Genomic DNA, 12,691 nt, shown 5'->3' on the forward strand with positions numbered 1-12,691 from the left:
ACGCTTACCGGGCCTACGGTTTTACCATTTTCCCTTTCAACAACTTCCTCACCCATAACCGGTTCGGATTCAGCGCTGCCAGCGTATGCGCATCCAGCGGGATCGGCTCGTGGCTCATCTGCGCGGCGAGCACTTCCGCCGTCAGCGGTGCCGTACAGAGCCCGCGTGAACCTAGCCCGCCCAGCATAAACAGGTTGCGGAATTCCGGTGCAGTGACCGCCTGGTCTTTATGGGCGGCTAAATCCTGATACGCCGCCAGGGTGGCCTCATAGTCCGGCACCGCCCCGGTCATCGGGAGATGATCCCGGGTGGCGCAGCGAATGCCGTTGCGCGCCTCTCCGGCGCTAACGTCAACCTCACGCGCCCAAGCCGCCTCGGGTAAACAGTCGAGCAACCGCTGGCGGTTATTCTGCTGATCCTCCTCGCTGTACTGCGGCTCGGTCTGCCCGCGGTGATAGCTTGCCCCAATACAGTGGTGGCCATTGGTCGGGTTTTGCGGCGTCAGATACCCGTCGTAGCACAGCACCTGACGCAGCTGACTCAGCTGCGGGGCCGCCGGGATGTGGCTCACCTGACCGCCCACCGGATAGACCGGCAGTGGGGCGGTCTGGCTGAACTGATTAATACCATGCCCGTTCGCCAGCACCACGCTGCCGTGCTGCGCATCCTCGCCTCCGGCAAAGCGCAGCGTCCAGCGCGCGTCGGTCTGCTCCAGCGACGTCACCTTACGACCGTAGTGCACCTGCAGGCCGAGGGTTTGCGCCAGGGCAATCACCGCCGCGGTAAGCTGGGCCGGGCAGAGCCAGCCGCCGAGCGGATACTGGATCCCGCCGCAACCGGTCGGCACCCCGATACGCTCTTCCACCTGTTGGGCATTGACCGCAACCGCGATCTGCTCAGGCAGGCCCAGGGCGAGCATCAGGTTAATTTTCTGCTGGCTCTTCTCATCCCAGCCAAGCTGGGTGACGCCGCACCAGTCATGATCAAAGGTGACGGGCAGCGTATCGTACAGACGACGGGCGAAGGTAAAGGCCGTTGGGAAAAACTGGCTGAGCGCCGCATCGTGCGCGCTCAGCAGGGGATAGAGCGCCCCCTGACGATTGCCGGAGGCACCCGCCGCCGGGGCGTCGTCGGCGCAGTAAAGCGTAACCTGCCAGCCACGGCGCACGAGCGCCAGGGACAGCAGGGCGCTGGCAATCCCGCCGCCCACCACGGCGGTTTCTCGCCCGTCGCTGGCGGTGCGGGCAAACCACGGGGTGCGGGCAGGGGAGGGGCGATCCTGCTCCATCACCCCGACCAGCATTTCGCGCTTGCGGCCAAAGCCTTTGGTTTTTTTCATGGTGAAGCCCGCTTCCTGCAGGCCGCGACGCACAAATCCGGCGCAGGTGAAGGTGGCAAGCGTCGCCCCGGGCCGCGCAAGGCGGGCCATCGCGGCAAACAGCTGCGGGCTCCACATATCCGGGTTTTTGGACGGAGCAAAGCCGTCGAGGAACCAGGCGTCAACCTGCTGGTTGAGAGAATCATCCAGCCTGTCAGTCAGTTCGTTGATATCACCCAGCCAGATATCGAGGGTGACGCGCCCGCCGTCCAGCAGCAGACGATGGCAGCCCGCGATGGGCAATGGCCACTGGGCCTGGAGCTGTTCTGCCCAGGGCGCTAATTCCGGCCAGTGCTGATGCGCCAGACGCAGGTCGCCGGCGGCCAGCGGGAATTTCTCAAAACTGATGAAATGTAACCTTTGCAGCGTAGCCTCAGGGTGGGCTGCACGGAAGCGATCGAACGCCTGCCAGAGGGTCAGAAAATTCAATCCGGTGCCAAAACCGCTCTCTGCCACCACGAACACATCGCGGGGATGCGCCGGAAAACGTGCGTTCAGCTGGTTTCCGTCGAGGAAAACATAGCGTGTCTCTTCCAGTCCGTTATCATTAGAGAAGTAGACATCATCAAAATCTCGGGAAACAGGTGTACCCTCAGCGTTGAATTCGAGGTTGGCAGGTTGTATGGCGTTTTGTTTCACGTAAGTTACTCGTCTGACAGGCTGTGCCGCGATCTTAACGATGTGCGTCTGTTGGTGCAAATTTCCGCAGAAATTGGCTGATCGGACTTGTTCGGCGTACAAGTGTACGCTATTGTGCGACTCGAAACTTAAAATAGTGCGACTTACAGAGGTATTGAATGAAACGTGCAGTGATTACTGGCTTGGGCATCGTTTCCAGCATCGGTAATAACCAGCAGGAAGTCCTGGCATCTCTGCGTGAAGGACGCTCCGGGATCACCTTCTCTGAAGAGTTTAAAGATTCCGGTATGCGCAGCCACGTCTGGGGTAATGTCAAACTGGACACCACGGGCATGATCGATCGCAAAGTGGTCCGTTTCATGAACGATGCCTCTATCTACGCCTACCTCTCCATGCAGGAAGCGATTGCTGATGCTGGCCTGAGCGAAGAGGTTTACCAGAACAATCCACGCGTAGGTCTGATTGCAGGCTCCGGCGGCTCGTCTAAAGCACAGGTCTTCGGCGCTGACGCCATGCGTAGCCCGCGCGGCCTTAAAGCGGTCGGTCCATACGTGGTGACCAAAGCGATGGGCTCCGCGGTATCCGCGTGCCTCGCTACCCCATTCAAAATTCACGGCGTAAACTACTCCATCAGCTCCGCCTGTGCGACTTCCGCTCACTGTATCGGTAACGCGGTAGAGCAGATCCAGCTGGGCAAACAGGACATCGTGTTTGCTGGCGGCGGCGAAGAGCTGGGCTGGGAAATGGCCTGTGAGTTCGACGCGATGGGCGCACTGTCCACCAAATACAACGAAACGCCAGAAAAAGCCTCCCGTACGTATGATGCAAGCCGTGACGGCTTCGTTATCGCAGGCGGCGGCGGTATGGTGGTGGTTGAAGAGCTGGAACACGCTCTGGCCCGTGGCGCGCACATCTATGCTGAGATCGTTGGCTACGGCGCAACCTCCGATGGCGCAGACATGGTCGCTCCATCCGGTGAAGGCGCAGTACGCTGCATGAAGATGGCGATGCACGGCGTTGATACCCCAATCGACTACCTGAACTCCCACGGTACGTCTACTCCGGTAGGCGACGTGAAAGAGCTGGGTGCAATCCGCGAAGTGTTTGGCGACAACAGCCCGGCGATCTCCGCGACCAAAGCCATGACCGGTCACTCTCTGGGTGCGGCTGGCGTGCAGGAAGCCATCTACTCCCTGCTGATGCTGGAAAACGGCTTCATCGCCCCAAGCATCAACGTGGAACAGCTGGACGAGCAGGCTGCTGGCCTGAACATCGTGACCGCACCAACCGAGCGTGAGCTGAACACCGTGATGTCCAACAGCTTCGGTTTCGGCGGCACCAACGCCACGCTGGTGATGCGTAAGCTGAAAGCATAAGCGTTTGAAGGTATAGTAGAAGGGAGCCTCTGGCTCCCTTTTTTTATGCCTGAACATGGAGTTATGCATGACGGCCGTTACTTCAGATAAAAACGCCTCCTCCGGAAACGTCTCGTTGTTCCGTATCGCCTTTGCGGTATTCCTGACCTATATGACCGTTGGCCTGCCATTGCCGGTGATCCCGCTGTTTGTTCATCAGGAGCTGGGCTATGGCAATACCATGGTCGGCATCGCCGTGGGGATTCAGTTTTTAGCCACGGTATTAACCCGCGGCTACGCCGGACGGCTGGCGGATCAAAAGGGTGCAAAACGCTCGGCGCTGCAGGGCATGTTCGCCTGTGGTCTGGCCGGCGGCGCATGGCTACTGGCCGCGCTGCTGCCGGTGGACGCGGCGTATAAATTCGCGCTGCTGGTAGTGGGGCGCTTAATTCTCGGTTTTGGTGAAAGCCAGCTGCTGACCGGCACCCTGACCTGGGGGATGGGGCTGGTCGGGCCCGCCCGTTCCGGCAAGGTGATGTCGTGGAACGGGATGGCCATCTATGGCGCGTTGGCCGCGGGCGCACCGCTGGGTCTGCTAATTAACAGTCAGTTTGGCTTCGCGGCCCTGGCTGCCACCACCATGGCGCTGCCGCTGCTGGCATGGGCGTTTAACGGCACGGTGCGTAAAGTGCCGGCCCATAAAGGCGAACGTCCCTCCCTGTGGAGCGTGGTGGGACAGATCTGGCAGCCGGGTCTGGGCCTTGCCCTGCAGGGGGTAGGCTTTGCGGTGATCGGGACCTTCGTCTCGCTGTACTTTATGAGCCGCGGCTGGGCGATGGCCGGTTTTACGCTTACCGCCTTTGGCGGCGCGTTTGTCCTGATGCGGGTGCTGTTCGGCTGGATGCCGGATCGTTATGGCGGCGTGAAGGTGGCGGTGGCGTCGCTGGTGATTGAAACCATTGGCCTTGTGCTGCTCTGGCAGGCACCAACCGCGGCGGTCGCACTGCTGGGTGCTGCCCTGACCGGCTGTGGCTGTTCGCTGATCTTCCCGGCACTCGGTGTCGAAGTGGTTAAACGCGTTGCCCCACAGGTACGCGGCACGGCGCTCGGCGGTTATGCCGCGTTTCAGGATATCTCCTACGGGGTTACCGCGCCGCTGGCAGGGCTGTTAGCCACCTCGTATGGCTATCCGTCGGTCTTCCTGGCGGGTGCGGTTTCTGCGGTGGTGGGGATTGTGGTGACGCTGGTGGCGTTTCGCAGGGCTTAGCTTTTTGCCCGGTGGCGCTACGCTTACCGGGCCTATAAAAACCGCCACCCGGCGGTTTTAGACGACCAGCCAGAAAAGCGCCAGCGCAATGATTAACGCAATCAGCATCAGTCCCGGACGGGCAGAGAGCGTTCGGAAGGTTTCCACCACCGGGGCAAACAGCGGGCTGTAGATCGGCTGGATATTGCGTACTTCCGTCACGCCAGCTTCACGCTCGGTGCGGCGGGTGAAGATTTCGTTAAGCAGATCCTGAACCTGGGCGGTGGTGAGCACCGTCTGCGGCGTCGCCTGCCAGTTCTGACGGGCATAGTCCTGAATATTGTTCCACTCCTGATGCTCCAGCGGCTGTTTCAGCGCCGCCTGTAAGCTATGCAGCGTTGGCGCACTCTGGGTACTCAGGGTCTGGCGCGCCTGCAGCCAGGTGGCAAGATGGGTAAACTGTCTGGCCGGAATCAACTCTCCCGCCTTTACCCCCGACAGCTCCAGCATCGACTGCCAGATCAGTTTGGTCGGTTCGCCGGTGGCGGCGGCCAGCTTGGTGACCATCTGCTTGAGCGTATTGTGCTCGGCAGGCAGCAGCGGGCGTTCGGTAGCCGGGCGCTGCTGCGGCTGCGGAATGGTGAGCTGGTTATTTTGCAGCAGCGTCAGCACCGTTTTAAGCTGCTCGGGCGTCAGCTGATTGAGCGCCGTCTGGCCGTACTGCTGGCGAATAAAATCGCTGGCCGCCTGGCGGTTATTCCCCTGGCTTAACAGCTCCGTCAGTTGCGAGACCATCTGTCGGGTGGTGTGGTTTTGCTGCGCGGTGCTCATGCGCTGGTTCAGGTTTTGCTCTGCCGCAGGGAAGTGGCGCGACAGCATAGGCGCATCACTCTTCAGGCCCAGATCGTGTTTGACCCCGGCCCACACTTCCGCACTTTGCTGCGACGTCAGGGCAATCAGCCGGGTAATCAGGCGCTCCAGTACGGTGCGCTGCTGTGTGGAGAGGGGCTGTTCGCCTGCGACGTGAGACGGACGCGGGCCGTCACCCGGAGGTTGCGGCGGCGTACCTGAAATGGGCTGCATCGTCAAAAAATCCTTAAAGTCGTTACTCAGCGTAAACCAGGTTACGTATATGCCTGGCGGCCAGATTATGGCACACTTGACCGGTTAACTTCCTCTCAAACAGGTACTCAGACGTGAAAATCCTCGTTGATGAAAATATGCCTTACGCCCGCGAGCTGTTCAGCCGCCTGGGTGAGGTTAAGGCCGTTCCCGGACGCCCGATCCCGCTCGCTGAGCTGGATGATGCCGACGCGCTGATGGTGCGCTCAGTGACCAAAGTGAATGAGGCGCTGCTGTCTGGCAAAGCGGTAAAGTTTGTCGGTACGGCAACCGCGGGAACCGATCATGTGGATGACGCGTGGCTGAAGCAGGCGGGGATCGGGTTTTCCGCCGCGCCGGGCTGTAACGCCATCGCGGTCGTGGAGTATGTTTTCTCTTCCCTGCTGATGCTGGCCGAGCGTGACGGGTTTACCCTGGCCGATCGTACCGTCGGTATTGTCGGGGTCGGTAACGTGGGCGGTCGCCTGCAAAAGCGCCTTGAGGCGTTAGGCATCCGCACGCTGCTGTGCGATCCCCCGCGCGCCGACCGTGGCGATGAGGGCAATTTCCATAGCCTGGACGAGCTGGTGGCGGAATGTGACGTGCTCACCTTCCATACCCCGCTGTTCAAAGACGGGCCGTATAAATCCCTGCATCTGGCCGATGACGCGCTGATTAGCCGCCTGAAGCCGGGCACTATCCTGATCAACGCCTGTCGTGGCCCGGTGGTGGACAACGCCGCGCTGCTGACGCGTCTGGATGCCGGTCAGGATCTCAGCGTGGTGCTCGACGTGTGGGAGCCGGAGCCGGATCTCAACGTCGCTCTGCTGGATAAAGTGGATATTGGCACCGCGCATATCGCGGGCTACACCCTGGAAGGCAAAGCGCGCGGCACCACCCAGGTGTTTGAGGCCTACAGCGCCTTTATTGGCAAATCGCAGCAGGTGGCGCTGGATACCCTGCTGCCGACGCCGGAGTTTGGCCGCATTACCCTGCATGGCCCGCTGGATCAGGCAACGCTGAAACGGCTGGTGCATTTAGTGTATGATGTGCGCCGCGATGACGCGCTGCTGCGAAAAGTAGCGGGTATGCCGGGTGAATTCGACAAGCTGCGCAAGCACTATGTGGAGCGCCGCGAATGGTCTTCCCTGTATGTGATGTGTGATGACGCTGCGGCGGCATCGCTGCTGCACAAGCTGGGTTTCAACGCCACTCATCATCCGGTTCGTTAATGTCTTCTTAATGCTCCCTGGTGGATAATCCGCCGGGGACGCTTTTTTATTTCTGGAGTAAACCACCATGTCTGAAGGCTGGAACATTGCCATACTGGGCGCCACGGGCGCCGTGGGCGAAGCCCTGCTCGAAACCCTTGCCGAGCGTCAGTTCCCGGTGGGGGAGATCTTTGCCCTGGCGCGTAATGAGAGCGCGGGTGAGCATCTGCGCTATGAGGGTAAGTCGGTACGCGTTCAGGATGCTGCTGAATTCGACTGGACCCAGGCGCAGCTGGCCTTTTTCGTCGCCGGTGCTGAAGCCTCCGCAACCTACATTGAAGAGGCCACCAACGCGGGCTGTCTGGTGATTGATTCAAGCGGTCTGTTCGCCCTTGAGCCGGACGTGCCGCTGGTGGTGCCGGACGTCAACCCGTTCGTGCTGGCCGACTACCGCAACCGTAACCTGATCGCCGTCCCGGACAGTCTGACCAGCCAGCTGCTGACCGCCCTGAAACCGCTGATCGACGATGGCGGCTTATCCCGAATCACCGTCACCAGCCTGCTGTCGGCCTCCGCCCACGGTAAAAAAGCGGTGGATGCGCTGGCCGGGCAGAGCGCCAAGCTGCTGAACGGTATTCCGGTAGATGAAGAGGACTTCTTTGGTCGTCAGCTGGCCTTCAACATGCTGCCGCTGCTGCCGGATCGCGAAGGCAGCGTGCGTGAAGAGCGCCAGCTCGTCGATCAGGTACGCAAGATCCTGCAGGATGAGGGTCTGATGATCTCCGCTAACTGCGTGCAGTCGCCGGTGTTTTACGGCCATGCCCAGATGGTGAGCTTTGAAGCAATGCGCCCTCTGGCGGCGGAAGAGGCGCGCGACGCCTTTGCCCGCGGCGAGGACATTGAGCTGTCTGAAGAGCGCGAGTTCCCGACTCAGGTAGGCGACGCAACGGGCAACGCCCGTCTCTCCATCGGCTGCGTACGCAACGATTACGGCATGCCGGAGCAGGTCCAGTTCTGGTCGGTGGCCGACAACGTCCGTTTCGGCGGCGCGCTGATGGCGGTGAAAATTGCCGAAAAACTGGTGCAGGAGTATCTGTACTGATGTCAGAAGTTGAACAAAAGCCGGTCCATAGAATTGCCCTCGGGATTGAGTACGATGGCAGTAAATATTATGGCTGGCAGCGTCAGAACGAGGTGCGCAGCGTCCAGGAGAAACTGGAGAAAGCGCTCTCTCAGGTGGCGAATGAGCCCATCAATGTACTGTGCGCCGGGCGTACCGACGCTGGCGTCCACGGTACGGGGCAGGTGGTACATTTTGAAACCACCGCGGTGCGTAAAGACGCGGCCTGGACGTTGGGGGTAAATGCGAATTTGCCTGGAGACATCGCGGTGCGCTGGGTCAAAACTGTGCCGGATGATTTTCACGCGCGTTTCAGCGCCACCGCGCGCCGTTACCGCTACATCATCTATAACCAGCGTCTGCGTCCGGCAGTGTTAGGCCAGGGCGTAACGCATTTTTACGCGCCGCTGGATGCCGAACGCATGCACCGCGCGGCGCAGGCGTTGATCGGTGAAAACGACTTTACCTCGTTTCGCGCAGTGCAGTGTCAGTCGCGCACCCCGTGGCGCAACGTCATGCACATCAACGTCAGCCGTCATGGGGCGTATGTGGTGGTGGATATCAAGGCCAACGCCTTTGTTCACCATATGGTCAGGAATATCACAGGCAGCCTGATGGAAGTGGGCGCCGGACACCAGCCGGAGAGCTGGATTGCAGAGTTGCTGGCAGCGAAGGACAGAACCCTGGCAGCAGCAACGGCGAAAGCGGAAGGGCTCTATCTGGTCTCGGTCGATTACCCGGATCGTTTTGACCTTCCGAAACCGCCAATGGGCCCGCTGTTTTTAGCGGACTGATAGCCGTGCAATAAAGGTTTAGACAATATGGATTTAATTCGCTTTCTGATTGATTTCATTCTGCATATTGATGTTCACCTGGCAGAGCTGGTCGCTGATTACGGCGTCTGGGTCTATGCCATTCTGTTCCTGATCCTGTTTTGTGAAACCGGACTGGTGGTGACGCCGTTCTTACCGGGCGATTCGCTGCTGTTCGTGGCGGGGGCGCTGGCCTCTCTGGAAACCAACGACATCAACGTTCACCTGATGGTGGTTCTGATGCTTATCGCCGCGATCCTTGGCGATGCGGTGAACTACACTATAGGTCGGCTGTTTGGCGAGCGGTTGTTCAGTAACCCGGACTCAAAAATCTTCCGTCGCAGCTATCTCGATAAAACCCATGCGTTTTACGAGAAGCACGGTGGTAAAACGATTATTCTCGCGCGCTTCGTGCCGATCGTCAGAACCTTTGCGCCGTTTGTTGCGGGAATGGGTCACATGTCGTACCGTCACTTCGCGCTCTATAACGTGACCGGCGCGTTGCTGTGGGTACTCAGCTTTACCTACGCGGGATATTTCTTCGGGACCATTCCTATGATTCAGGAAAACCTCAAGTTACTGATCCTGGGGATTATTGTGGTCTCCATTTTGCCGGGGGTGATCGAAATTATTCGTCACCGACGCGCGGCGGCAAAACAGACAAAATAAAAGCACGACTGCGGTTCGACCACTTTTTTATCCAAAGTTTCGGGCTGTTATGTTTTAATGTGCAACATTCATGGTCTGTCGGGGGCAAAAATGGCATTATGCGCCCCTTGCAGCAAACCTGGTTCAGGCAGAAAGGTTATCAATGAGCTGGATTGAACGAATTAAAAGTAATATCACCCCAACCCGCAAAGCGAGTATTCCTGAAGGGGTGTGGACCAAATGTGACAGCTGTGGCCAGGTTCTGTACCGCGCCGAGCTGGAGCGTAATCTGGAAGTTTGTCCGAAGTGCGATCACCACATGCGTATGTCGGCGCGTAACCGCCTGCATAGCCTGCTGGATGAAGGTTCTCTGGTTGAACTGGGCAGCGAGCTTGAGCCGAAAGATGTGCTGAAGTTCCGCGACTCCAAGAAATACAAAGACCGTCTGGCCTCTGCGCAGAAAGAGACCGGCGAGAAAGACGCCCTGGTGGTGATGAAAGGCACCCTGCACGAGATGCCGGTTGTCGCAGCGGCATTCGAGTTCTCCTTTATGGGCGGCTCGATGGGTTCCGTAGTTGGCGCGCGCTTTGTGCGTGCGGTTGAGCAGGCGCTGGAAGACAACTGTCCGCTGATCTGCTTCTCCGCCTCCGGTGGTGCCCGTATGCAGGAAGCGCTGATGTCGCTGATGCAGATGGCGAAAACCTCCGCAGCGCTGGCGAAAATGCAGGAGCGCGGTCTGCCGTACATCTCCGTACTGACCGACCCGACCATGGGCGGCGTATCGGCGAGCTTCGCGATGCTGGGCGATCTGAACATCGCTGAACCGAAAGCGCTGATCGGCTTTGCCGGCCCGCGCGTTATCGAGCAAACGGTACGTGAGAAACTGCCGCCGGGCTTCCAGCGCAGTGAGTTCCTTATCGAGAAAGGCGCTATCGACATGATCGTCCGCCGCCCGGAAATGCGCCTGAAACTGGCCAGCGTCCTGGCGAAGCTGATGAATCTGCCGTCGCCGAGCCCGGATGAGCCGCGCGAAGGCGTGGTGGTACCGGATCAGGAACCCGAGGCCTGATAACTGAAAAGGGCAGGGCCAATGGCGCTGCCCTTTTGCTTTCTAACCGTAACTGAAAAGCGCGCAACATGGAAAATATCACTCTTCCCCAAGCCACGTCGCCTCTGGCCGCGTGGCTTTCTTATCTGGAAAACCTGCACAGTAAAGCCATCGACATGGGACTCGAGCGCGTCAGCCAGGTAGCGGCGCGCCTTGACGTTCTGAAACCGGCTCCCTTTGTCTTCACCGTGGCGGGCACCAACGGCAAAGGCACCACCTGCCGCACGCTGGAGTCCATGCTGATGGCCGCGGGCTACAAAGTAGGTGTCTACAGCTCGCCGCATCTGGTGCGCTACACCGAGCGCGTGCGGGTGCAAAACGCAGAGTTAGCCGAATCGGCGCATACCGCCTCGTTCGCCGAAATCGAAGCCGCGCGTGGCGACACGTCACTCACCTATTTTGAATATGGCACGCTGTCGGCGCTGTGGCTGTTTAAGCAGGCGCAGCTGGACGTGGTGATCCTCGAAGTCGGGTTAGGCGGGCGTCTGGACGCCACCAATATCGTCGATCCGGACGTGGCGGTGGTGACCAGCATCGCGCTGGATCATACCGACTGGCTGGGGCCCGATCGCGAAAGCATCGGCCGTGAAAAAGCCGGTATTTTCCGCGCGGGCAAACCGGCGATTGTTGGTGAACCTGAAATGCCGCATACCATTGCTGATGTGGCCCAGGAGAAGGGGGCGCTGCTGCAGCGTCGTGACGTCGACTGGCGCTACAGCGTGACACAGAACGGCTGGCGCTTTGAAGATGCTAAAGGCGCGCTGGATAATCTGCCGCTGCCACAGGTGCCGCAGCCGAATGCCGCCACGGCGCTGGCCGCACTGCGCGCCAGCGGTCTGGCGGTAAACGAGCAGGCCATCCGCGACGGTATTCAGCAGGCTATCCTCGCCGGGCGTTTCCAGACGGTGAGCGAATCGCCGCGTCTGATTCTGGATGTGGCGCATAATCCTCACGCCGCGGCCTATCTCGCAGGACGTCTCAAATCATTGCCAAAAACCGGGCGCGTGCTGGCGGTTATCGGTATGCTTCATGATAAAGATATTGGCGGCACGCTGGCCTGCATGGAGAGTGTGGTCGATAGCTGGTATTGTGCACCTCTGGAAGGCCCGCGTGGGGCAACGGCTGAACAGCTGATGGAACATCTCGGCGAGGGCCAGAGCTTTGCCAGCGTGGAGCAGGCATGGCGCGCGGCGATGGCGGACGCCAGACCAGAAGATACCGTGCTGGTGTGTGGATCTTTCCACACGGTGGCACATGTCATGGACGTAATGGATGCGGGGAGAACCGGTGGCAAGTAAGTTTCAGAACCGTTTAGCAGGCACCATTGTGCTGGTGGCGCTGGGGGTGATTATTCTCCCCGGGCTGCTTGATGGACAGAAAAAGCATTATCAGGATGAGTTCGCGGCGATCCCGCTGGTGCCGAAACCGGGCGACCGGGATGAGCCGGACATGCTGCCGGCGGCAACGCAGGCGCTACCTGCTCAACCGCCTGAAGGGGCGGCGGAAGAGGTGCAGGCGGGCGATGCCGCAGCACCATCCTTAGATCCGTCGCGTCTGGCGGCCGGTAACAGTAACGAACTGGATCCGGCGGCAGTCGAGCAGTACGCGCCAAAACCGGTGCAGAAACCGAAGCCGGTTGAGAAGCCGAAACCGCAGCGCGATAACACCAGCCAGCAGCTGGCGGCGGCCACGGAAACCCCACCGGCCAAATCGGCGGCAGAAGAGAAACCGGCCCCGACCGGTAAAGCCTACGTGGTGCAGCTCGGCGCGTTGAAAAATGCCGACAAGGTCAACGAGGTGGTGGCCAAACTCCGTGGCGCGGGGTATCGCGTTTACACTTCACCTACGACGCCGGTACAGGGTAAAATCACCCGTATTCTCGTCGGCCCGGATGCATCGAGAGATAAGCTGAAAGGGTCGCTTGGCGAGCTGAATCAACTCTCCGGTCTGAGCGGCGTGGTGATGAACTACAGCGTGAACTGAGTTTTTCTCTGACTAAAAAACAGGCGTAGCAGATTGCCTGAGAAGGTAACCCGCCTGGGGCGCTGAACATTTTTTCAGCGCTTTTTTTAT

General features: G+C 59.7%; 11 protein-coding genes. 9 read left to right on the plus strand and 2 right to left on the minus strand.

Going from position 1 to position 12,691, the window contains the following annotated elements; genetic code table 11:
• Positions 1-13: 13 nt before the first annotated feature.
• Positions 14-2,017, minus strand: a complete 2,004-nt coding sequence (gene mnmC, locus V7Q49_RS00250; RefSeq protein WP_333848744.1) for a bifunctional tRNA (5-methylaminomethyl-2-thiouridine)(34)-methyltransferase MnmD/FAD-dependent 5-carboxymethylaminomethyl-2-thiouridine(34) oxidoreductase MnmC — start codon at positions 2,015-2,017, stop codon at positions 14-16.
• Between the two features lie 158 nt (positions 2,018-2,175).
• Here mnmC and fabB point away from each other — a divergent pair, with 158 nt between their 5' ends.
• On the plus strand, positions 2,176-3,393 hold the full coding sequence (gene fabB / locus V7Q49_RS00255; RefSeq protein ID WP_333848745.1) for a beta-ketoacyl-ACP synthase I: 1,218 nt from the start codon (positions 2,176-2,178) through the stop codon (positions 3,391-3,393).
• 67 nt (positions 3,394-3,460) lie between these two features.
• Complete coding sequence (locus V7Q49_RS00260) at positions 3,461-4,639, plus strand: MFS transporter (RefSeq protein ID WP_333848746.1); 1,179 nt, start codon at positions 3,461-3,463, stop codon at positions 4,637-4,639.
• Positions 4,640-4,696: 57 nt separating this feature from the next.
• Here the strand turns inward: V7Q49_RS00260 and flk are convergent, their stop codons facing one another.
• Positions 4,697-5,701 carry a flagella biosynthesis regulator Flk gene (flk, locus tag V7Q49_RS00265; protein WP_333848747.1) on the minus strand — a complete coding sequence of 335 codons (1,005 nt, stop codon included), beginning with the start codon at positions 5,699-5,701 and terminating at the stop codon, positions 4,697-4,699.
• A 113-nt stretch (positions 5,702-5,814) separates the two neighbouring features.
• Here flk and pdxB point away from each other — a divergent pair, with 113 nt between their 5' ends.
• The 7 genes from pdxB (at position 5,815) to dedD (ending at position 12,601) form a co-directional block, all read left to right on the plus strand.
• Positions 5,815-6,951, plus strand: a complete 1,137-nt coding sequence (pdxB, locus tag V7Q49_RS00270) for a 4-phosphoerythronate dehydrogenase PdxB (RefSeq protein WP_333848748.1) — start codon at positions 5,815-5,817, stop codon at positions 6,949-6,951.
• Positions 6,952-7,018: 67 nt separating this feature from the next.
• Positions 7,019-8,032: an aspartate-semialdehyde dehydrogenase gene (locus tag V7Q49_RS00275; RefSeq protein WP_333848749.1), complete on the plus strand. Its 1,014-nt coding sequence runs from the start codon at positions 7,019-7,021 to the stop codon at positions 8,030-8,032.
• Entirely contained in the window at positions 8,032-8,844 is an 813-nt protein-coding gene (gene truA, locus V7Q49_RS00280; RefSeq protein WP_333848750.1) for a tRNA pseudouridine(38-40) synthase TruA, read from the plus strand. Before V7Q49_RS00275 ends, truA begins: the two co-directional genes overlap by 1 nt.
• A gap of 27 nt (positions 8,845-8,871) precedes the next feature.
• Complete coding sequence (locus V7Q49_RS00285) at positions 8,872-9,531, plus strand: DedA family protein (protein WP_333848751.1); 660 nt, start codon at positions 8,872-8,874, stop codon at positions 9,529-9,531.
• Between the two features lie 142 nt (positions 9,532-9,673).
• A complete protein-coding gene (accD, locus tag V7Q49_RS00290) occupies positions 9,674-10,579 on the plus strand; it encodes an acetyl-CoA carboxylase, carboxyltransferase subunit beta (RefSeq protein WP_039030948.1) in 906 nt (301 codons plus the stop codon).
• 68 nt (positions 10,580-10,647) lie between these two features.
• Complete coding sequence (gene folC / locus V7Q49_RS00295; RefSeq protein ID WP_333848752.1) at positions 10,648-11,916, plus strand: bifunctional tetrahydrofolate synthase/dihydrofolate synthase; 1,269 nt, start codon at positions 10,648-10,650, stop codon at positions 11,914-11,916.
• Entirely contained in the window at positions 11,906-12,601 is a 696-nt protein-coding gene (gene dedD / locus V7Q49_RS00300) for a cell division protein DedD (RefSeq protein ID WP_333848753.1), read from the plus strand. The genes folC and dedD overlap by 11 nt, the downstream gene beginning before the upstream one ends.
• Positions 12,602-12,691: the final 90 nt, after the last annotated feature.

The sequence above is a fragment of the Leclercia sp. genome (genome assembly GCF_036780805.1).
In the GTDB taxonomy this organism is placed as follows: domain Bacteria; phylum Pseudomonadota; class Gammaproteobacteria; order Enterobacterales; family Enterobacteriaceae; genus Enterobacter.

What these genes read in the sequence shown, in the direction of transcription:
- fabB (WP_333848745.1), top strand. Translation starts at nt 2,176, where the DNA reads ATGAAACGTGCAGTGATTACTGGCTTGGGCATCGTTTCCAGCATCGGT.
- V7Q49_RS00260 (WP_333848746.1), top strand. Translation starts at nt 3,461, where the DNA reads ATGACGGCCGTTACTTCAGATAAAAACGCCTCCTCCGGAAACGTCTCG.
- flk (WP_333848747.1), bottom strand. Translation starts at nt 5,701, where the DNA reads ATGCAGCCCATTTCAGGTACGCCGCCGCAACCTCCGGGTGACGGCCCG.
- V7Q49_RS00275 (WP_333848749.1), top strand. Translation starts at nt 7,019, where the DNA reads ATGTCTGAAGGCTGGAACATTGCCATACTGGGCGCCACGGGCGCCGTG.
- truA (WP_333848750.1), top strand. Translation starts at nt 8,032, where the DNA reads ATGTCAGAAGTTGAACAAAAGCCGGTCCATAGAATTGCCCTCGGGATT.
- V7Q49_RS00285 (WP_333848751.1), top strand. Translation starts at nt 8,872, where the DNA reads ATGGATTTAATTCGCTTTCTGATTGATTTCATTCTGCATATTGATGTT.
- accD (WP_039030948.1), top strand. Translation starts at nt 9,674, where the DNA reads ATGAGCTGGATTGAACGAATTAAAAGTAATATCACCCCAACCCGCAAA.
- folC (WP_333848752.1), top strand. Translation starts at nt 10,648, where the DNA reads ATGGAAAATATCACTCTTCCCCAAGCCACGTCGCCTCTGGCCGCGTGG.